General features: G+C 45.2%; 22 protein-coding genes. 12 read left to right on the top strand and 10 right to left on the bottom strand.

Annotated features, from left to right (window positions below; translation table 11 throughout):
• The first annotated feature begins 3 nt into the window (after positions 1 to 3).
• Positions 4 to 681 (top strand): UMP kinase, encoded by a 678-nt coding sequence (pyrH, locus tag VDIS_RS12090; RefSeq protein ID WP_013337546.1) that lies wholly within the window; start codon positions 4 to 6, stop codon positions 679 to 681.
• Here pyrH and VDIS_RS12095 read toward each other — a convergent pair.
• Positions 625 to 1,233 (bottom strand): HD domain-containing protein, encoded by a 609-nt coding sequence (locus tag VDIS_RS12095; protein WP_052885843.1) that lies wholly within the window; start codon positions 1,231 to 1,233, stop codon positions 625 to 627. The two genes, pyrH and VDIS_RS12095, sit on opposite strands and share 57 nt — an antisense overlap.
• 64 nt (positions 1,234 to 1,297) lie before the next feature.
• Here VDIS_RS12095 and rsmA point away from each other — a divergent pair, with 64 nt between their 5' ends.
• Positions 1,298 to 2,128, top strand: a complete 831-nt coding sequence (rsmA, locus tag VDIS_RS12100) for a 16S rRNA (adenine(1518)-N(6)/adenine(1519)-N(6))-dimethyltransferase RsmA (RefSeq protein ID WP_013337548.1) — start codon at positions 1,298 to 1,300, stop codon at positions 2,126 to 2,128.
• A gap of 16 nt (positions 2,129 to 2,144) precedes the next feature.
• On the opposite strand, the gene rnz is transcribed toward rsmA, so the two are convergent.
• The gene (gene rnz / locus VDIS_RS12105; RefSeq protein ID WP_013337549.1) at positions 2,145 to 3,068 is read right to left on the bottom strand and encodes a ribonuclease Z; all 924 of its coding nucleotides are present in this window, start codon (positions 3,066 to 3,068) and stop codon (positions 2,145 to 2,147) included.
• Positions 3,069 to 3,125: 57 nt separating this feature from the next.
• On the opposite strand from rnz, the gene VDIS_RS12110 reads away from it, so the two are divergent.
• Positions 3,126 to 3,860, top strand: coding sequence for a hypothetical protein (locus VDIS_RS12110; protein WP_013337550.1), 735 nt, complete (start codon positions 3,126 to 3,128; stop codon positions 3,858 to 3,860).
• Here VDIS_RS12110 and VDIS_RS12115 read toward each other — a convergent pair.
• Positions 3,843 to 4,520 (bottom strand): ArsR/SmtB family transcription factor, encoded by a 678-nt coding sequence (locus VDIS_RS12115; RefSeq protein ID WP_013337551.1) that lies wholly within the window; start codon positions 4,518 to 4,520, stop codon positions 3,843 to 3,845. The genes VDIS_RS12110 and VDIS_RS12115 overlap by 18 nt on opposite strands.
• 89 nt (positions 4,521 to 4,609) lie before the next feature.
• On the opposite strand from VDIS_RS12115, the gene VDIS_RS12120 reads away from it, so the two are divergent.
• Both VDIS_RS12120 and VDIS_RS12125 read left to right on the top strand, forming a co-directional pair.
• Positions 4,610 to 5,674: a radical SAM protein gene (locus tag VDIS_RS12120; protein ID WP_013337552.1), complete on the top strand. Its 1,065-nt coding sequence runs from the start codon at positions 4,610 to 4,612 to the stop codon at positions 5,672 to 5,674.
• 87 nt (positions 5,675 to 5,761) lie between these two features.
• Entirely contained in the window at positions 5,762 to 6,547 is a 786-nt protein-coding gene (locus tag VDIS_RS12125; RefSeq protein WP_148678355.1) for an SDR family NAD(P)-dependent oxidoreductase, read from the top strand.
• A 24-nt stretch (positions 6,548 to 6,571) separates the two neighbouring features.
• On the opposite strand, the gene tenA is transcribed toward VDIS_RS12125, so the two are convergent.
• A complete protein-coding gene (gene tenA, locus VDIS_RS12130; protein ID WP_013337554.1) occupies positions 6,572 to 7,243 on the bottom strand; it encodes a thiaminase II in 672 nt (223 codons plus the stop codon).
• A 33-nt stretch (positions 7,244 to 7,276) separates the two neighbouring features.
• Complete coding sequence (locus VDIS_RS12135) at positions 7,277 to 9,133, bottom strand: DNA topoisomerase (RefSeq protein WP_013337555.1); 1,857 nt, start codon at positions 9,131 to 9,133, stop codon at positions 7,277 to 7,279.
• A gap of 78 nt (positions 9,134 to 9,211) precedes the next feature.
• Between VDIS_RS12135 and VDIS_RS12140 the strand changes: the two genes are divergently transcribed.
• Positions 9,212 to 9,904 carry a hypothetical protein gene (locus tag VDIS_RS12140; protein WP_013337556.1) on the top strand — a complete coding sequence of 231 codons (693 nt, stop codon included), beginning with the start codon at positions 9,212 to 9,214 and terminating at the stop codon, positions 9,902 to 9,904.
• Here VDIS_RS12140 and VDIS_RS12145 read toward each other — a convergent pair.
• Positions 9,891 to 11,768 (bottom strand): ATP-dependent DNA helicase, encoded by a 1,878-nt coding sequence (locus VDIS_RS12145; RefSeq protein ID WP_013337557.1) that lies wholly within the window; start codon positions 11,766 to 11,768, stop codon positions 9,891 to 9,893. The genes VDIS_RS12140 and VDIS_RS12145 overlap by 14 nt on opposite strands.
• A 124-nt stretch (positions 11,769 to 11,892) precedes the next feature.
• Between VDIS_RS12145 and VDIS_RS12150 the strand changes: the two genes are divergently transcribed.
• A complete protein-coding gene (locus VDIS_RS12150; RefSeq protein ID WP_013337558.1) occupies positions 11,893 to 13,416 on the top strand; it encodes an elongator complex protein 3 in 1,524 nt (507 codons plus the stop codon).
• Position 13,417: 1 nt separating this feature from the next.
• Complete coding sequence (locus VDIS_RS12155) at positions 13,418 to 14,212, top strand: carbon-nitrogen hydrolase family protein (protein ID WP_013337559.1); 795 nt, start codon at positions 13,418 to 13,420, stop codon at positions 14,210 to 14,212.
• On the opposite strand, the gene VDIS_RS12160 is transcribed toward VDIS_RS12155, so the two are convergent.
• Positions 14,209 to 15,438 carry an acyl-CoA dehydrogenase family protein gene (locus VDIS_RS12160; protein ID WP_013337560.1) on the bottom strand — a complete coding sequence of 410 codons (1,230 nt, stop codon included), beginning with the start codon at positions 15,436 to 15,438 and terminating at the stop codon, positions 14,209 to 14,211. The two genes, VDIS_RS12155 and VDIS_RS12160, sit on opposite strands and share 4 nt — an antisense overlap.
• A gap of 79 nt (positions 15,439 to 15,517) precedes the next feature.
• On the opposite strand from VDIS_RS12160, the gene VDIS_RS12165 reads away from it, so the two are divergent.
• A complete protein-coding gene (locus VDIS_RS12165) occupies positions 15,518 to 16,645 on the top strand; it encodes a VIT1/CCC1 transporter family protein (protein ID WP_013337561.1) in 1,128 nt (375 codons plus the stop codon).
• Here the strand turns inward: VDIS_RS12165 and VDIS_RS12170 are convergent.
• On the bottom strand, positions 16,642 to 17,040 hold the full coding sequence (locus VDIS_RS12170; protein ID WP_052885844.1) for a hypothetical protein: 399 nt from the start codon (positions 17,038 to 17,040) through the stop codon (positions 16,642 to 16,644). The genes VDIS_RS12165 and VDIS_RS12170 overlap by 4 nt on opposite strands.
• Positions 17,018 to 17,179 carry a hypothetical protein gene (locus VDIS_RS12915; RefSeq protein WP_013337563.1) on the bottom strand — a complete coding sequence of 54 codons (162 nt, stop codon included), beginning with the start codon at positions 17,177 to 17,179 and terminating at the stop codon, positions 17,018 to 17,020. The genes VDIS_RS12170 and VDIS_RS12915 overlap by 23 nt, the downstream gene beginning before the upstream one ends.
• A gap of 98 nt (positions 17,180 to 17,277) precedes the next feature.
• On the opposite strand from VDIS_RS12915, the gene VDIS_RS12175 reads away from it, so the two are divergent.
• The gene (locus tag VDIS_RS12175; RefSeq protein ID WP_013337564.1) at positions 17,278 to 18,366 is read left to right on the top strand and encodes an AAA family ATPase; all 1,089 of its coding nucleotides are present in this window, start codon (positions 17,278 to 17,280) and stop codon (positions 18,364 to 18,366) included.
• Positions 18,367 to 18,393: 27 nt separating this feature from the next.
• Here the strand turns inward: VDIS_RS12175 and VDIS_RS12180 are convergent, their stop codons facing one another.
• Complete coding sequence (locus tag VDIS_RS12180) at positions 18,394 to 20,256, bottom strand: urocanate hydratase (RefSeq protein WP_013337565.1); 1,863 nt, start codon at positions 20,254 to 20,256, stop codon at positions 18,394 to 18,396.
• Between the two features lie 110 nt (positions 20,257 to 20,366).
• On the opposite strand from VDIS_RS12180, the gene VDIS_RS12920 reads away from it, so the two are divergent.
• Both VDIS_RS12920 and VDIS_RS12185 read left to right on the top strand, forming a co-directional pair.
• On the top strand, positions 20,367 to 20,543 hold the full coding sequence (locus VDIS_RS12920; RefSeq protein ID WP_171804864.1) for a hypothetical protein: 177 nt from the start codon (positions 20,367 to 20,369) through the stop codon (positions 20,541 to 20,543).
• Entirely contained in the window at positions 20,476 to 20,901 is a 426-nt protein-coding gene (locus tag VDIS_RS12185) for a hypothetical protein (RefSeq protein WP_148678357.1), read from the top strand. Before VDIS_RS12920 ends, VDIS_RS12185 begins: the two co-directional genes overlap by 68 nt.
• Positions 20,902 to 21,074 lie beyond the last annotated feature (173 nt).

A 21,074-nucleotide genomic window follows, 5' to 3' on the forward strand; every position in this document is an offset into this window, starting at 1 on the left:
TGAATGATGCGGGAACCATTCACGCTTAAATTGAGTGGGCACCTATTCGATAATGAGGATTTACTACCCAAGTATGTGGATTTAATTCGTGAATTTTGGGGCAACGGCTATAAAATGGCTGTGGTGACTGGTGGTGGGTCCTTAGCGCGTAGGTACATAGAGATTGGCAGGAAGATGGGTATAAACGAGTCCCTGCTAGATATGCTCGGTATATCGGCTAGCCGCTTAAATGCTCAGCTACTGGCTGCGGCACTCAGCGATATTGCTTACCTACCAATACCCACTAATATTGATGAGGTTTTTAGGGCTTGGTCAACGGGTAGGTTAGTAATTACGGGTGGTTTCCAACCTGGTCAGTCAACGGCCACCGTGGCACTGCTTGTGAGTGAATCGCTAGGTATTAAGAGGTTGATCGATTGCGCAAACATTGATGCGGTCTATACGAGTGATCCAAGGGTAGACCCCAATGCAAAGAGGCTCGATAGGGTGAGTATTAATGAGTTAATGGCTATGCTTAGGTCTAGGACGATAGCGGGTACTTATGATTTACTCGACCCATGGGCATTAAGCATAGCCCAGAGGAGTGGTATTACGATTTACGTGGTTGGTTGCGGTAAGCTGAGCTCATTGAGGAGACTCATTACTGAGGGTGTTAGTGATGGTACTATTATCACACCATGAAAAAATAGGTCTAACAACGCTATTTATGACCTGCCCAATACTACCCGTAAATTCACCCAGCAGCTTTTCCACTAATTCCTTATAATTAATAATTAATTCCCTCGTGTCATAACCAGCCTTGGCATACATGCATGCCCTAATTAATGTTGCTAATTTATCCGAGAGATTCACAATTCTACCCTCAATGCTTAATCCATGCCTATATTCACGGAAGTAGGTACGCAGCTCCTCAGGAAATTGAAGCTCATCAAACAACCTAACCTCAATATCCTTCCAATTACTGAGCATTGAACGAACGCTATTACCTACATTACCCGTTAGAGCCTCGTGGGCATCATGAATGAGCGCCATCGACGCGCACTTATCGGCATTAATTGTATTATCGACCCTCCGCACACTATTACAAAGGATTAATGCCAGATAGCTAGTAAGTAATACGTGAGCACCAACACTCTCAGCAATAGCCTGTGGAACTCCTCGCTGTATCCAACCAATCCTTGGCGTATTAAGTATCGTATTCGCGATATTAACTACATCTATTAATGATGACACCATGAAACCGATAAGGACCCACTTAAAAGGTTTTTAGCACAATTCCATACGCCATAATTAAGTAATGCTGCCCGACATAGATGTGGTGACCAGGGATGATTTAATGAGCCTAATAATGAGAAATAGGTTAAAGCCAATAAAGAGATTGAGCCAGCACTTCGTCGTCGACCCAACGATCATAAGAGATATTGTTAATCACATACCCCGTGGCTCTAAAGTTCTTGAGGTGGGTACGGGAATCGGAATACTAACGTACTACTTAGCCAGGGTGGCTTCCCAGGTAATTACCATAGAGATTGATGGGAGGCTCGTGAGGATTGCCGAGCATGTATTAAGCGGCTTAAACAACGTATCTATAATTCAAGGTGATGCCCTAAGAGTTCCGTGGCCCCAGGTCGATGCCCTTGTTTCTAATGTGCCGTATTCAATAACGTCACCGTTAATCATGAGGATTATTAAGGAGGGTGTTCCAAGGGCTTTGTTGACGATACAACGTGAGGTCGCTAATAGGCTTACTGGTGAACCTGGTAGTGATGATTATGGTAGATTAAGTGTAATTACTCAATGTAATTATTCCGTGAGTATCTTAAATACATACGCACCTGATTCCTTCTACCCAAGCCCCGAGGTTTACTCATCATTGATAATGATGAGTAAGAAGGAGCCTTGTTACGACGATATGGACGCCCTAGAATCAGTGACGAAACTCCTCTTTAGGCACAGAAATAGGGTGCTTAGGTGGGTCCTCAATAAGTACCTTGGTCCAAGCGCTGTGAATGCCGTGGTTAACGCAGGTATTGACGTGAGCGCCCGTGTTAGGCAGTTGGGAATTAATGAGCTGATTAAAATAACAGGTTCCTTAAAGCCCTTCATTAATGATATTAGAAGCCATTAACAACCTAGGTTTATTATTACGAAGTGATCATTAGGCTCATTAAGTCCCTGGCAGCTATAACATTTGGGAATACCTCGGATGCTTCCGCCGCCAGTAACTCAGGGTCGGAGTACCTATTACTAATGTGCGTTAGTACAAGTCTCTCAACACCAGCCTCCTTAGCGACTCTAGCCGCATCCACAGATCTTGAGTGGCCCTGGTTCCAAATGAGGTTTCCATCCTCAATCATTGAGAACGTAGAGTCATGAATGAGTACCTGCGCTCCCCGTGATATCTCTACCACAGAGTCCGCCGGCGCCGTGTCTCCCGTATAGACAACCTTCACTAAACCACTACTCCTAATCTCAACCACATCCTCAGGTTTTATGACCCTACCATCATTGAGTACTACGGTCTCGCCCATATGAAGCCTCTTCCAAAGTGTTATTGGCACACCCAATTCCTTAGCCCGCTCCGGGTTAAATCTACCCACATACGTTCTCCAATTAAGGGAGTATGCGCAATCAGGTACTGTGTGTTTTGCCAATGTGCATTGTAGGCTAAAATTCTCCTCATTAATGACGTCCTTAATGCCTATGGAGGGCTCGATTTCGTAAATCCTTACATGAAATGGTGGATCACCAACAATCTCCATGCTACTCTTCACAAAGTTAACAATACCTGAAGGACCACTTATTACTAGGTCCTCCTTCCTACCAAGCATTGCCATTGTTGCCAACAACCCAGGTAACCCAAAGACATGATCGCCATGTAAATGCGTAATGAATATGTGGGTTATTTTTAACGGGCTAACACCAATCTCAAAAAGCCTATACTGAACACCCTCACCGGCATCAAGTAGTATTTTTCGTAAACCATCCTCAACTAGTATAGCCGGTAGGTATCGGTCCTTACCTGGCATCCCAGCGCCAGTCCCTAGAAACGTAATTCTTATCAACATTCACCCGATTAACTTAGGTTTATTTAAATAAGAATCTTCCTGGATTAATAAAGTGAAATGAGTAATGAGGATATTGATATTGAGGGGTTGATCAAGAATTTCAGAGTAGGCTTTGATAAGGCGGGCTTAACGATGTACGTAATACCGAGGGAAGACACCGTAACATTAACTAAGGGTGAGTATTATCGTTTTAATAATGAGGATGTTCAATTATACGGTACTAAAGTCATACTTCATACACCATGTAGTGGGGTTATATATGGAAGATACTTGATAAGGAGTGATGATTACGTGAAGGGATTATACTTGGTAATTACCGATACAGAGTGCGATATAGATGTTTTGTGGCTTGAGGAGGGCTTAGGTGCGAGAATGCATGTGAAGTCTAATGAGGCATTATTGGTGATTGTGAGACTCATGAGGTTAAGGACTCGTAAGGTTAAACCCGATAGTTACGCCCTAAGGATTATGAGGACACTGAACCTTTCGGGTAAATTACTGTATTCTGACGCTAATCATGAGATCCAGGTGTTTGGTATTGAGAGAATGTTGATTTCACAATTTCGGGATAATTGCGCAAATGAGCTCTCCATTAGGCGGTGGAGGTTAGTCTTTGATAGATGTGGTTTTGTAACTGAGGTCTTTAATGACGGTAGTACTGTCGCATTGCTTATTAATGATGTTAACTCTATCGTGATTAATCGATACTTCCCATCACTTAATAAGTGGTATGAATTAAGTAAGGTCTTGGGCTTCAGTAAATACCTCGTTGTGTTAAAGGGCGAGGTTTGAGTGCTTTATGAAGATTGAGTTTAGGCGTGGACTATCAAGCATTATGACATTGTTGACCATGTTTATCTTAAACTCCTTAAGTATTAACTGCGTATAAAGGTACATTAATGCCCTGCTTGCATCATCATAATCAATGCTTATGTGGAACTGCTTTCCAGCCCTCTTAATCCAGTCGAGGCATGCATCATGTGATGGGCATGAATTTTTACAATCGTGGTTCGAGAATGTCGGTGTTAAGATAATAAATTTGTGACCCCTAACATCTATGAATGCGCCGTAATTTGTTGGTATTATTATCTTCATGCCATGATCATTCATCTCAAGTTTAAACCCTAGGTAAACCATGGCTGTTGGTACGTAGTAAATCCTATTGGCCTCCCTACTTAATCCCATGACTTTTACCTCATCATTACTTAACTGCCTAATCCAGCCGAAGTCCTCGAGGGCCTTCACATGCCTATGAACAACGCCCTTTAGCATACCAAGCTCCTGGGCTAGTGATGTAACTGTCATGGGGCCTCTACTAAGCATATCCATTATGCTAATCCTAACATTATTACTCAGTAGGGCATCGAAGGACTCAATGGGCAAAACGGCTACTGACTTCACATTAATCTTAAACATATCCAGTCCCATTGATGCTATGTTTATTCTAATCATCTTACGTGCACAAATATGTAACCTCTGAGTTTAAAACCCTATTTTGGTAAACCATAGGGGTTAGCAAGCACTGATTGTGCTGGGCACCTATGTGGAGGGGTAGTATTAATGAGATTGAAAGGATTAGGGAAATAATTAGGATAGAAAGGGGTACACCGCAGATCGGCGCATTAGCCTTTGGCATAGTTGATAGGGGTACAAACATAATTGAGGTTAGACCAACAACGCTATGCCCACTATCCTGCATATATTGCTCAGTAAATGCCGGTCCAAGGTCAACAAATAGGTGGGCGGAGTTCGTAGATGATCCTGAGACATTGTTGATGGCTTTAGAGGAGGTCGTTAGGTTTAAGGGTACGAAGGATATCGAGGTTCACATAGATGGCATGGGCGAGCCAGGCGTTTATCCTTACCTGACATACCTTATCCGTGGCATTAAGGAAATTGATGGTGTTTCAATAGTGTCAATGCAGACTCGGTTATACATGTTTACTGAGGAGGAGCTCAGGGAGTTGGCCCAGGCAGGTTTAGATAGGATAAATCTGAGCATCGACACGTTAAATCCCGAGTTAGCTAAGAAAATAAGTGGTGTGCCGTGGTATGACGTCAATCATGTTATGGAATTAGTGGTTCAAGCCCTTGAACTTGGGATTAACGTAATAGCATCCCCCGTTTGGTTACCCAGTATTAATGATAATGATATGGTCGAGATTATTAAGTGGGCTAGGGAGATAGGATTAGGTAGTGGTAAATTACCACCAGTGCTTATTCAAAAGTACATACCGCATAAGAGAGGTAGGAAGGTTAAGGTTAGGGTTATGACGTGGCAGGAATTCTGGGAGAGAATCAAGAAGCTGGAGAGTGAGTTAGGTGTTAAATTAACTGCTACTAATGAAGAATTAAACATACATAAAGCCCCTAAATTGCCAAAGCCCTATAATACCAATGAGGAGGTTAAGGTTAAGATAATTAGCAGGGGCATAATTAGAGGTGAGTTTCTAGGCGTAATATTACCGCTAAGAAACACTGCCATATATGACAGGGTCATCACAGTGATAGCTGACCCCCGCATGGAGAGAATACTCATCGAGAACCAGGTTAGAGTTAAAATTATCGAGAATGATGACAACATATACATTGGTAAGCTCGCCTAAAAATATGTATTGCTATATTAGTTATATATTTATAAATTAAGTTAATTTGGGTAAAATACTTAATTCGCCTTTATGTTGTTTGCTGGTATGGTTAGTAGGGTTGCTATTGTTAGTGGTTCCGGCCGTGGCATTGGTAGAGCTATTGCGGTTAGGTTAGCTAGGGATGGCTTTCGCGTCGTTATTAATTATAAGAGGCATGATGAGGAGGGTGAGGAGACCATGAGATTAATCAAGAGCGTTGGTGGTGAGGCTATCATGGTTAAGTCAGACGTGGCCACGGCTGACGGCGCAAAGGCGCTGGTTGATGAGGCTGTTAAGCAGTGGGGTTCGGTTGATGTTGTAGTTAATAATGCTGGCTTGGGCATAATGAGACCCTTTGTGGACATTGATGAGGGTTTATGGGATAAGATAATAAACACGAATCTGAAGTCGGCTTACCTATTGACTAAATTCGCGGTGCCCTACATGATTAGGAATAATTGGGGTAGGGTCATAAACATGAGTTCAATAGAGGGCATAATGGGCGCAGCATACAATGTGCCCTACGCAACGGCTAAGGCAGCCCTGATAGGGTTCACGAAGGCCTTAGCCGCCGAGTTGGCGCCCTACGGTATAACCGTCAATGCAATAGCCCCTGGTCTAGTCAGGACTAAGATGGGTATGAGCCTACTTCAGGTTCTTAACGTTAGGGAAGAGGAATGGATAAAGACTGGGACTCTTACTGGGAGGATTATTGAACCTGAGGAGGTCGCCGACCTAGTGGCTTTCCTAGTAAGTGACTCCGCGAAGAATATAACGGGGCAAGTATTCATAATAGACGCAGGAACAACAATACTACCAGCAGCACGACACTTATCAAACATGCCAAGATAAATTCACATTAGCATAAAGTCAATGTTAAAACACCCATTGTTCCTGCCTATATGCCATATCCCAGAACAGATATTCATACATGCTGGCCTGCCTAAATATGCTCAGTAACTTATTGAAGTCCCTCATTAGGTAGTCGCTAACCTCATCAATAATGGACCTAAGTCCATCAACAATACCCGCATACTCCGGGGTTAAGTAGACCGAGGCCCAATCCCTATAAACCTTAATGGGATTTCTACTCAACTTATCGGCGTGATGCCTAGCGATTTCTAGGTATGTCCAATAGCACGGCAGTATCGCCACCAAGCCCTCGTATGGACTACCCAGGGCGCATGTGGTTAGTAGGAAGTTCATGTATGCAACGTTTGTGGGGCTTGGACGCACTTTAATAACATCATCAATACTTAAACCAAGGTAATTAAGTAATTTATTATAATTCTCAAGTTCGGTAGTTACGTCAGCCAACGCCAACTCAAGTACCTTCCTCATTGCAGCGGGATTCTCAAACTTAGATGCAATTAATGCTTGGCACCTTGTTAGTGTTATTAGGTAATTATAGTCCTGAATGATGTAGAACCTGAATTTATCGAGTGGTAATGAGCCACTGAATAATTCGGTGACGAATGGGTGATTAATTATTTTACGCCAAACATCATCTGATTGACTCCTGAGAAGCTCGGTAATGCGGCTACTCATTATCATTATGATTATAGGACTTAAATTAAAGCGTTATGAGGCTTTACCACCCGCGCCCTTATTGCCCTTACTTAATGAGTCCTTCAATGCCTTTATGAGTTCCATGGCAACCTCCCTCTGTCTGTTTATGAACTTCTCATAAATCTTCCTAGCCTCGTTCTTGAACGTAAATAATACATCATCAGGCTTTAACGAACCGCTCGTTATCTCCATTAGGGCCTTCTCCATGCGTGACCTAAATAATGGATCAATAAGTTCATTTCCAGTCTTACTGAGTACGCTTATTACGGCTTTACCTAAGGGTGTCGGTATGCACTGCTTATTCCTAATTTTGAAGTATCCGCGAATTACGTTAGTGTGTATGTGGTCCTGCATTGTGGCGTCAGTGCCAATACCGTACTTCTTCATTAGCCTAAGCAACTCTGACTCTGATAGGTATGGCGGCGGCTCGGTTTCCCTCTCCTCAATCCAGGCCTTAACAATGCTTAACTCATCACTAACTCTCACCCTGGGTAGTACCTTCTCGCTGGGGCTTTCAAATGGGTATATGGTTAAGTAGCCCTTATCGATTATCTTTAGACCATCTACGCTGAACCTATGTCCAGAAATCTCAACGACTATTTTCTGTCTTTCAACACGTGCAGGGGGACTCAAGGTGGCTAGAAAGTGCCTAACCACTAAGTCGTAAATCTTCCAGTACTTCTCGTTCTTAAAGTATCTGAGGATTTCCTGTCTCGTGACACCCCTCGTTGGGTATATTGGCGGATGTGCACCATCATTACTGTCACCATGTGTTGGCTTAATACTCATGCCTAGTAACGTCTTGGCGTAATCACCATGTTCACCATGGGTAAGTTCGAGGAGTATCTGCCTAAGGCTTAATGTTGGTGGGTAAATGGTAGTCTCGGTCCTAGGATATGAGATGTACCCATGCCTATACAGCTCCTCTGCAATGTCGAGAGCTGCCTTAGGCCTAATATTAAGGAACCTACTAGCCCTTCTCTCAAGCTCTATGGTATCCAACGGAACCGGCGGTTCTATGAAATCCTCCTTGTAATTGGCGATTATAACCATAGCCCTAGCCTTACCCCTCACTAGGCTTAGTACCCTCTCTGCCTCCTGCTTATCCTTAAAGGTGCCATCATGATTAAGCGTAACTCTCACGCCATTAACATTAACTATGATATGAAGTGTGTAGTACTTCTCAGGCTTGAAGTTCTCCCTCTCAAGCGCCCTCTGAACGACCAGGTTAAGTACGGGTGTTTGGCATGGGCCATAACTAAGGAAACTGCCCCTAGCTAATGCATTCTTATCGGTCTTCTCAACACTTAGGGTTAATGCCCTCGTGAATACGGCGCCTAAGGTCAGGTCTAGGATCATCCTAGTGAAGACTCTTTTGGCGAGCCCAGGGTTTAAGCTCGTCGGCGAGTTAAAAGCCTCGATAATGTCGCTCTTAGTCACCGCCGAAAACAAAACCCTCTTAAATACTGCCCTTGGGTTTGCATTCCTTATTACCAACATTGCCTCGTAGGCTATGGCCTCACCCTCAGAATCCGCGTCTAAAGCTAAGTAAACAACACTAGCGCTCGCTCCCAAACGTGATAGCGCCCTTACGTAGCTTATGGTGTCCTCCCTAATCACGAGTATCGGCTCTGCATCGAATAGCTTCGATGGTTCTACCGAGTGCCACTTATTTAGTTCCTCGGGAAAATCAACATCCATCATATGGCCCTTAAGGCCAATACTAACCCACTGCCTACCGCCTCTTGTGAACCAATACGACTTAACACCATAAACCTTCTTAACACTTATACTACCCTGGGCTAGGTACTTAGCAATCGCCTTAGCCACCGAATCCTTCTCGGCAACCACTAGTGAGTCAATAATCATTAACTCAACACCAACTCTTTTTTCGAAACATTTATTAACTTATTAATTAATAAGCATAGCAATAAATGGTGTTGTAAAATGAGCGAGAAGAAACCAGAAGAGAAACAGGCCAGGAGACCGCCTTACCAGCAATACCCAGCATATCCACCCCCACCACCCCCGCCACCACAAATGCCACCACCGCCTCCACCCCAGTACAGACCTCCTCCACCACCGCCATACTCACAGCCATACCAACCCCCACCACAGCCGCCCCCAAGGCAGGTACCGGTCACTAGGCCCGTAACTCAGCAACCAAGGATTGAGGAGTTAACACCAAACCTAAGTAAGCTCGTGCTTTACCTAGGCATACCACTGGCATTGATAGCCATTATTTTCGTAATAACGGCCATTACACTATTCCCCACTACGAGCGATGCCTACGTTCCATACTCCTCAATAGCCTTCATGGCGTCCCTAATAACAGTAGCCGCGGCATTAATAGTAAGTTTCATAGCCATGTACCAAATAGCTATGGGTCTCGATAGAAGGTTTGAGTACTTGACGAGAATAATAAGGCAGCAGTCGTCTACGGCTCAGGTTACGACGACACCATCAACCCCGCAATACCTACCTCAACCACAGCAGAGCCCCGAAAGGATATTAGCACCTCCACCAAGGCCACCCCAGGTAAAGCCTCAGCAGCCTCAGCAACCAGCTCCGCAGGAGGAGGGTGTTGGGGAGGAACAGCAGCCACAGGAAGGTTCTGAGGAAAGCCTTAATGAGGAGTGACGTTAAAGTTTAGAACCTCATTAATCATTTCCTCCTCATCAACAACCGTGTACTTACCGAAGTAATCCTCAAAGATTTTTGCCAATCTAGTCTCCTTAAATCTACGGTCCATGAGTATTATCAAGGCCCTATCACTCTCAGACCTAAAGGCCCTACCAACCGCCTGCTTAATCCTAACAATGGCAGGCCACTGATACGTCAACTCCCAAGCTAACTTCCTATCATTTAGTCTTGCCGCAAGTATTTCCATGACGTCGTCAAGGTAATCATTGGGTTCTGGGTATGGAACACCAACAATTATTATGAGGCCAAGCAGGTTCTCACTACCAAGCCTATACTCAACACCCTCAACAAGTTTGCCACCGGCCACGGCCATTATCAATTTTTTGCGGTCGCTCCTTAGATCCTTAATTAAGTCATCGATTGACGTGCTGCCTAGCTCCATTATGTACTTAACGTTGGGGCTTAGGTATTTTCTAACGGATTTGAGTACTGTGTATGATGGGAATATTGACAGTATGGCTTTATCAGGTGTATAGGCTTGGTAAATCCTGCTTAATACATTAGCGATTTTTGCGTATTCCTCTTCGTCCCTCTCCACGTACCTAGTAGTCACTCCATCATAAATTAATACACCGTAGTTCTCAGGATTTACGTAATCCCTAAAGCCTATTCTATACTCCATAATGTCCCTATTTATGCCCAGCATACTCGTTACGTAGTCCCTAGGTGGTAATGTACCGCTCATGAGGACTACGCCATTTGCTTCATTAATCACGGGACTACTTATCACGGATGGGTCAACGCACTTATAAACTAATGAGACACCCTGCTCGTCTCTAGCCAGGAATACGCTAAACCCACTTACCTTATTTAATATGGCTCTATGGAAATCCAATAGTCGAGATAGTGGTGTGTATGGTATTGGTACACCAGCGCTCCTCTTCTTCCTAATTACTTCATAGTAGGCATTTGTTATTGCCTGGAAGTCTTCGAAGAATTGAAGAACATCGCCAAGCTCAAGGGATACCATTGTCTCCTCCTCGAGAACCTTACTCAACTTAACCATATATGTTTGGAGACCCCTCAATATCTTAATAGCTCTGTTTCTCAATTCCTCATCATCAATTAACTTTTTAACTTCAGCGATTGATGCAATGACCGAGGTTAGGGGTAAGTCAATACTATTCAATCCACTTATTGCATCAGGTAGGTTATGCGCCTCGTCTATTATTAGCACGGAGTTCCTAATATTAATATTTATTGATTCGGGCCTATTAATGCTAAATATGTAGTAATATGTCATTACGCCGACCTTAGCCATATCCAGGTACATCCTAGACACCTCGTAAGGACAGACGTTAAGTGCGCATAGGGTTGACACGTACTCATTCACGTTGCTTGCTTCATCCATTATGTGGAGCATTAAGTCATTAAGATTAATCCTTCTGATATTGGAGTAATATGGGCACTCACCACTCGACCTTAAGAGCCTGCATTCCTCGAGAAACTCCTCATACGGAAGTTTACGCGTACTAACCATGCAGCACATGTCGGGTCTATTTCTAATTATCGTGAAATCAACATCAACGCCCTTATCTCTCAATCTACGTAGTTCCCTAATTGGTGCCTGCGCCTCGTTTTTAGTTCTAATTAGAAATAGAACTTTAACACCACTCTCCTCCGCATACGCCAGTGATGCTGCCAAGGCACTCGCGGTCTTGCCAACACCTGTGGGTGCCTCAATCAATGCCACCTTACCGCTTGATAGCGCGTCATATATAGTCTTGGCTATCTCCCATTGATACTTCCTAAATGCGTCGTATGGGAAGTACCTCCTAATTAATGCCTCGATTCCTGACACTACTATATCAATAGTTTAAGGTAATTCTTGATTTAAAAACCTATGATGCGATTATTACTGAATTACTTACCCTGGTCAGGTTGATAAAGCGTTTTAAAGGTTCATAGAGCCATAACTATGAATAATGAGTAACGCTAATATATTGCTAGATAGGTTAAAGCCTACCAGGACGATATCCGGGGTAGTCCCGATTGCGATAATGGTAGAGCCCGTGGCATGCCCATTCAACTGCACGTATTGTCCAGGCGGGAGGAAGACAAACACGCCAAAGAGCTACCTCCCGGACTCACCCGTGGTCCTCAGGGCCGCCCCACTGAATTATGACCCATATAAGCAGGTCGTGGCTAGAATAAGGCAGTACGAAGCCCTGCACCACCCAGTATCCAAGGTTGAGTTAATAGTAATGGGTGGTACAGTGACGTCATTACCCGAGTCATATTTAATGTGGTTCGTTGGTAATGCATTCAAGGCCATTAATGATTACCCCCTCGTAAATTCGGGACCCGTGGATAACCCAGACATTGAGTATGAGCATAGGCGTAATGAGAAGGCTAGGATCAGGGTCGTAGCCCTTGAACTCGAGACAAGGCCTGACTTCGCAAGGCCGAGACATATAGACCTAATGCTTAGGCTTGGGTTTACGAGGGTTGAGATCGGTGTTCAATCAATATATGACGATATCCTAAGGAGGGTTAAGCGGGGTCACGGCGTTAAGGAGGTCACCGAGGCGACACAATACCTAAAGGACGCAGCGTATAAGGTTTGTTACCACATAATGCCTGGGCTCCCTGGCTCAACACCAGATAGGGATCTCGAGATGGTTAAGACAATATTCGATGACCCAAGCTTCATGCCTGACTGCGTTAAGGTTTACCCAACCTTCGTTGTTAAGGACACGGAATTATATGAGGAATGGTTAAGGGGTCTATACAGAAGTTATGATGAGGAGACCTGGCATTGGTTATTGGCTAATATCATGGCGTCAATCCCCAGGTGGGTCAGGGTTATGAGGTTTGGCAGGGACATACCACTTCACTGGGTTGTTGACGGCCCAAGGATAGGTAACATGAGGGAGGTGGTGCTTAGGGACATGGAGAAACTAGGCCTTAAGTGCATGGAGATTAGGTGCCGTGAGGTTGGCCATAAGTACGTAAAGAGGGGTCTTGTACCAACGCCGAGGAGGTTAATGATTAATAGGATTGATTACGATGCCTCAGGTGGCCACGAGGTTTTCCTGGAGGTCATCGACGAGGATGACACCCTCTACGGAATACTAAGGCTCAGAATACCAAGTAGTAATGCGCATAGGCCTGAGATTAGGATTGGTAGGGCAGCCCTAATTAGGGAGTTGCATGTTTATGGTCCCGAACTACCAATTGGTAGTAGGGCAACTGACTTATTCTGGTGGCAACACCGTGGTATTGGTAGAGCGTTGATGGCGAGGGCTGAGCACATAGCCCTTGAGGAGTTTAATGCTTATAGGATGTTCGTGATATCAGGCGTTGGCGTTAGGGAGTACTATAGGAGGCTTGGTTATAGGAAGTACCCCAGCAGTTTCTACATGTTTAAGGACCTTAGGAAATCAATATTGACCGAGAACGAAGTAAACGAGGTATTCCTAGAGAATGAGAACTTAATAATGGATTAGTATGAACAGTATCAAACTGACGCTTGCCCAGACCAGGAGGTTTGGTAGCTACGTTGATGGTATTACGTGGTTTAGGACACAGATTAAAGGTCTTACCACAGACCTAGTGGTGTTACCTGAAAATTGGGTTGGAACGAGGATACTTAGTAATGGGGAATTCAATGAATATGTTGAGATGCTTAAGGCTATTGCTGAGGATATTAATGCTTTGGTAATTGGTGGTGCTGTTTACGTAAATATCAATGGTAGGAATGTGAGCATATGCCCCATAGTCAATGAAAGGGGCCTAATCAATTACTCGGAGAAGATATACCCATCAAGGGCAACCGGTGAGAGGATGGAGATAAGTGGCGGGACTAGGCTTGGATTAGTTAGGGTTGATAATTGGAGCATTGGTTGTATAATATGCGTTGATGCCATGTATCCCGAATTAACCAGGTTATTGGCTAGGCACGGCGTAGATCTGATAGTTAACCCAAGCAGTATAAGTGTTGATAGGGTATCCCTATGGAGGAGCTTAGGTCTAATCAGGGCCTTTGAAAATTCGGCGTATTTCGCATCAGCCATGGGCACTGGGTATAAATATCCAGATGGTCGTGACGTACTTGGCGGTAGTTTTGTAGCCTCGCCAAATGGTGAGCTCGTATTAACGGTTGATCTTGGTGCTGAGGGTTTATTCACAACCGTGATTAATTACGATGAAATAGAGTATGCACGTTCCAGAAGGGGTTACGTAGATGATCTCAGGCACGATGTTTTAATAAGAAATATTTTAGTGAATATTACCAATGCTTAGGTCACCGCCTTAGCAACATCCTGACTTACAACACCCTTCCTCGCTAAGGTCCTTATTAATTGTCTAAAGGCCACGAGCCTCTGAATGTTATTGGCACCCTCGTAGATCTCCGTTATCTTGACATCCCTAAGGAACCTCTCAATACCAGTCTCATGAATAACACCAACACCTCCATGAATATCAATAGCCTTAGAAATAATCCTCTCTGCCGTCTCCGTCGCATAGAACTTCGCCAAACTAGCCACGTACTTAAACTCCTCCCTACCCTGATCAGCCAGGTGGGCGGCCAGGTACACCAGGTACCTGGCAGTCATTAACTCGGCCATCATCTCGGCAAGGCTAAATTGAATTGCCTCGAAACTGGCTAGGTACTGACCAAAAGCCGTGCGTTGTAACGAGTATTGGAAGGCCTTCTCAAAGGCTGCCTGCGCCATCCCAAGCGCCTGTGCGGCGACGCCGACCCTTGTCCTGTCATAGGTCTCCATGGCTATTATGAACCCCATGCCGACCTCCCCAACCCTATTCTCATCGGAAACCTCAACATCATCCAGGATAACCTCCATCGCATGGCTACCCCTCAAACCTCTTTTCTCAAACTTAGCACCTATTTTAAGGCCTGGCGTCCCCTTCTCAACGATGAAGGCTGTTATCCCAAACCAACGCCTGTTCGGCTGCGGTTCACTAGTCCTAGCAAAGACCATTATGTAGTCGGCAATGTCGGCATTACTAATGAATATCTTCCTACCACTAATAACCCACCTATCACCCTTCTTAACAGCCCTCGTCTGTATACCAGCAACATCACTACCACAGCACGGCTCCGTCATTGCATGGGCACCAAAGGCCTCACCCCTGGCTATCGGTGGTATATACTTCCTCTTTAATTCCTCGTTACCAAATAAGAGAAGCGGAATTATGAATAAATCATTGGTGCCGCGGATAACGGCTAAGGGCGGTGCTACCCTGCTCAACTCCTCCATTAATATTACGGCGGATACGGTATCGCCACCCTGCCCACCAAGGCTCTCGTCAATCCCAATGCCCCATAAGCCCTGCTCACCCAGCTTCTTCAGTATCTCCCTGGGCACCTCATCCTTATCATCAAACTCAAGCGCGTGCGGGGCAACCTCCCTCTCGAGAAACTCCCTAATACTCTTCCTCAGCATTTCGTGCTCTGGCTTGAATATTAATTGGTAGTCTTGGAGACTATCAAGTGGGAATACCATATGAAAATCACTTTTGGCTTTACTTTATAAGTTATCCTAGAATATAGACTTATAAGTTCATGTACTTACGTAGGTTGTGATGGAACTTAAACTCAGTAAAGATGAGATCCTTGAGAATTATAAGGATGAATTGACGGATGCCGAGATCTACGCGGCGTTGGCCAGGGTAGAGAACAACGATAAGTTAAGGGAGGAGTTACTAAAGTTGTCTCAGTATGAGGTTGGTCATGCAGAGTTTTGGAAATTCATTGCGAAGCAGGCGGGTATTGATGTTAGTGGTATTAAGCCGTCAAGATTCTCTGTGACGTTCTCGGTATTAATTAGGAGATTACTCGGTCTTGGCTTTCTCGTGAAGTTAAGGGAGAGTGCCGAGGTTGAGGCAATTAAGAGGTACGGTGAGATGGTTAGAAAGAGGGCGCTCGGCCCATACACAGACAGACTTAGGGAAATACTACTTGACGAGGTCTTACATGAGGAGGTCTTTAAGGAGGAGGCGTCGAGGTTTGAGGCATTTATTAATAATATAAGAGATGCGATGTATGGAATGAGCGATGGATTAGTGGAGGTCTTGGCAGCGGTGGCTGGTCTAGCTCCCGTAGTCACAAATCCAATACTCATAACACTAGCCGGCCTAATAGTTGGTACTGCGGGCACTCTCTCAATGGCCGTGGGGGCTTACATGTCGACGAAGGCCCAGAGGGATATTAGGGAGACCATGCTCTCGAAGATAGACATAGAGCTTGAGAACCTAGACGTGGAGGATAGGACGAGGAGGGTTAAGGATGCATTGAGTAGGATGGGTATCGACGAGAAAACAGCCAGTGAGGTAGCCCCCAGCCTATCAATCGATGTAAACATCAGCAAGAGGATAACGGAAGTAAGCGAGGTCGGCCTATCCGAGGAGGCACTCGAAAGCCCTGGCAGGTCGGCCCTATACACGGGCATTTTCTACCTAATAGGAGCACTACTCGTTATTGCGCCATTCCCACTACTTGGCCACTTAATCGGTAACGTGGGCTCACTCTACGTATCAATAATACTCGTGGCCCTGGCCCAGGCCATTAGCGGTCTACTAACGGCGATATCAGGGAGCGGCCGCATAGCGCGCACAATGATCATGAACGTAGCCCTATCCCTCGGCGCCGCGGCAGCCACATACACAATAGGTACAGTGGCCCATCAACTACTGCATATTGCCATAACCTAACCTGGCGTGCACGAGCCCCTAGAGACCCTACCTAACTCATCCCTAAAGCACCAAATGCCATTACCAGCATCAATAATGACCACCCTCAACTCCGTCAGAGCCTTATCACTAAGGATTACGTAATCCACGGATTCGGAAACCACTGGCGTTAACCCAATTATTGGCGTGTCCCTATCATTGACTAACACCTTAACATCAATATTTTCCTTAAGGCGATATATTGGAGCAATACCCGACGCAGTACGTACCGCGTAAACCTCAACATTACCACCCGAGAGGCCCAACCCAAGTCTTTGGGCAACATTCACGGGCATTAATATGTCCGGACCCAGGCCCTCAAACCCCGTATTGGCTAAGGCACAGGTAACTAATTCATTGCTTCCCTTCCTTAACATTATCCTTAACCAAGTGGTCATTCCTTCTCAATCCCCTGACATACTCATCATATGTCCCTAAATAAGCAATATATCTAATATAACCAACGAAGCCCCTGACCTCAAGCTTGGGCAATCCCCTCTTATCACTACTCGGCATCGAAATATTACCTATTCAGGGCTTAAAAACCGATTGTTCTTAGATCAAGGATCAAGATTTAAACACCCCTGTGTATAATATACAGGGGTGCTTATTTCATGCTATTCGACCTTGAGCCAAAATCGAAGAGAGAAGACCTATTCGGTAGAGATAACGAGGTAAATGCCATCGTAAACTTCATAAGGAGTAAGTCAAGGTTCCTTGCAATATACGGAATTAGGCGTGTAGGTAAGACATCGGTGCTAAGGGTCTCCCTAAATGAGGCAAGCATACCCTATTGCTACATTGATGCAAGAATGCTTGAGAATGACTTCACAAAAAGAAGACTTTACCAACTAATATCAAACTGCCTGACCGAATTATCCATTAAATGGCGCCTTGAGAATGCCATTAGGAATATCACAAGGGCAGTTCGGGGCATAAACATACTCGATAGCGGCATTGAACTTAATGTTGAGATTGATTGGAGGAACGCCCATTTGACGGACTTACTAAACGCACTATCCATGAACCTAAGCCAAATAGTGATTGCAATTGACGAAGCCCAAATACTCAGAATGATGAAGGGATTCGGCAAGATTGATTTCACACAAGTACTCGCCTATACATACGATAACCTAAATAATGTTAAGGTCGTACTAACGGGCTCCGAGGTCGGCCTACTGCATGACTTCCTCGGCCTTGATAACCCCAAATCACCACTTTACGGTAGGTTCGTCGAGGAGCTAACAATAAAACCATTCAGTAGGGGCGCATCAATTCAATTCCTAATAACCGGCTTTAGACAATACGGAGTTGAAGTAACAATAAATGAAGTACTTGACGTAGTCGATAAGCTCGATGGTATCGTAGGGTGGCTAACATACTACGGTAATGCCAGGGTACGCGGAATAAATAATATCAATGAAATTTATGAGAGGGCTATGAAACTCATAGACGGCGACTTGAAGTCACTATTAAGTAGGTCAATTTATTATGGGTTGGTGCTAGAGGCTATAGCCAGGGGTAGAAAGCACTTTAATGAGATTAGAGAGTACATAACACTAAGACTCAATAAGTACGTGGCACTAAGCGAGGTCGAGAGGGCCTTAAGCAATCTAATGAAGATGAGCATAATAACTAGGGTAGCCCATGGCGAGTACGAAATAATGGACCCAATAATAAGAATGAAATTCAGCCAGGTTTGATAATGAGCCGACTTAAGGCGGCTCTGACTAAGTATTGAAGGGCGCCCTATAGTTTTGCTTCCTCGCCTCATACTCCTCAAGATCCTTCTTAACCCTCTCATACGTGAACCTACTAATCCTACCCTCCCTATACGCCTCCTCAATCACACGCTTACTCTTCTCCTCAAGCCTATCAATAATTGGTATCCTGACACCCTTTTCCCTAGCAACCATCAGGGACTTCGGATATCCAGCATGGGCATGCCTAACAATACCCGATCCCGGGTCTACAGTGAAGACCCTGAGGGCCTTCTCCTCAGCAAGCTCAGTACCATCAACAACCATACCAAAACCAGCATGAATACTAAATCCGACCCCGACACCGCCGCCGTGATGGAAGCAAGTCCATGTGGCGCCAGCGGCAGTGTTTAGCGCGTAGTTCAGTATTGGCCAGTCACCTATTGCGTCTGAGCCGTCTAGCATGCCCTCAGTCTCCCTGAAGGGCGAAGCAACAGATCCACTGTCTAAGTGATCCCTGCCGAACCATATCGGCCCACTTAACTCGCCCTTCCTAACCATCTCACTAACGATCTTACCGAATAATGCCCTCTCACCATAGCCTAGGTAAACCACCCTGGCAGGTAGTCCCTGGAATTTCACGTATTGGTGGGCGTTCTTAATCCACCTGACTAGTCTTGGGTTTTTCTTCTCGAAGAGTGTTATTAATACGTCATCTAGTTTGTATATGTCGTTTGGATCACCGACTAGGCTTGTCCACCTGAATGGTCCACGGCCCTCCTCGAACAATGGCCTCATGTACTCCATTTGCCCTGGTATCTTGAATGCATCCTCAACACCGGCATCATATGCCTGCTTCCTTAGGTTATTGCCGTACTCGAAGGTCACGGCACCCCTGGCCTGCAGTTGAAGCATTAGTTGCACGTGCTTCTTCATTGTCTCCTTAGCCAATAGTATGTACTTCTCTGGGTCACTCTTCCTTAGCTGTTCAGCCTGCTCTACAGCGAGTCCTTGAGGTACGTAGGATAATGGGTCGTGAGCTGGTGTTTGGTCCGTGAGTATGTCAGGGACTATGTTCTCCTTAACTAACTTCTCGAGTAGGTCCACGGCATTAGCGAGGACACCTATGCTCGTTGCTTGCCTTCTCTCCTTCGCATCGAGGGCCATGTCTATGGCCTTGTCCAGGTTGTCTGTCCACGTGTCCAGGTAACCAGTATCTATCATCCTCTGTATCATCCTCTTATCAACATCAGCTATTAACGCCACACCGCCAAGCATCTTAATGGCCAATGGCTGTGCACCACCCATGTTTCCAAGCCCAGCACTAACCACTAACCTACCTTCGAGTGAGCCACCAAAGTGCCTGTCCGCTGCCGCCCCAATTGTTTCGTAGGTTCCCTGGAGAATGCCCTGGGTTCCAATGTAAGCCCAGCAACCAGCGGTCATTTGGTGGAAGCTTATCAATCCCTTGGCCTCGAGCTCCCAGAATATCTTCCAATCGGCCCACTTGGGAACGAGCATGGCATTGCTCATCAAAACCCTCGGTGCATGCTTACCGAGTTTCCAAATGGCCACGGGCTGGCCACTCTGTATCACTAGTGTGTCTTCGCTGTCCATAGTAAGTAGGGAATCCACGATGGCCTCGAAGTCATCCCACGAACGCGCGGCCTTACCCGTACCGCCATAGACGATTAGATTCTTTGGATCCTTGGCGACCGCGGGATCGAGCACGTGGAAGAGCATCCGCAGTGGACCCTCGAGTTGCCAATCACGGCTATGTACGTGAAGCTCTGTGCCGGTGATCGCGTGGACGGTCCTGGTCTCAGGGTCGTAATAACCGGCCGAGATTAATTCCTCGATGGGCCTGCCCCTGTATTTTTGAGGGACTGACATGGTGATCAAAGTATGATTTATTTATTACTGTATTTTTATTTTTCCGTATTGGTTATAATATGGGGCTAATTTAATCAAGTTTTTATACCTGGTTGTTAAGTTAATTTATTGTGAATAGGATTGGTAGGTTGTATAGGATTGATGGGGACGTGGAAGTTAGGGGTAGGATTGGTAGGCTTTATCCTGCCTATAAGCATCCGTGGGTGATCGAGCTTGGCGGTGAGGATTCGAGTAAGGTTGAGAACGAGGGAAGGGAGGGAGGAGGCCACGATAGCTCTGGTCAATAGTGGTTTTGAAAGTGATACTCCGCAGATATTATTACCAATGACTTTAGCCAGGCGCCTTGGGTTGTGGGATAAGGTCCTGGTTGAAGGTAGGATTCAGCTGTTTGGTACCGTGGCGGGCCCAACCAGGCTATACATACTGCCTTCGTCGATCTACGTGTCGATAATTGAAGACGACTATGAAACAACGCCCGTACTTTCCGATGCAGTTATTTCTGAGATTGAGCGTGAGGTTTTAATTAGTGATTACCTTGCTGGTTCTCTGGGTATTATCGTTGAGGATTTTAGGAATGGCGTTTGGAGAATCAGCGGCGATCCTAATGGTAGGGCTAGGAGGAGTTATAGACCACAGTATTGGTAATGTGTTAAACATCGTATAGCCTATAACATGTAGTGCATTGACTGGTTAGTGTTATAATGCTACAATCTAGAGTAACCTGTTTAATCTTAATAAGGTTTCTTTAAGTTATTTATGAGGGTATTGAAATTATGCTCAATCTTTATGTTTGTGAGAAGGAATTGAATTTATCAATT

The organism is Vulcanisaeta distributa DSM 14429 (assembly GCF_000148385.1).
Classification (GTDB): Archaea; Thermoproteota; Thermoprotei; order Thermoproteales; family Thermocladiaceae; genus Vulcanisaeta; species Vulcanisaeta distributa.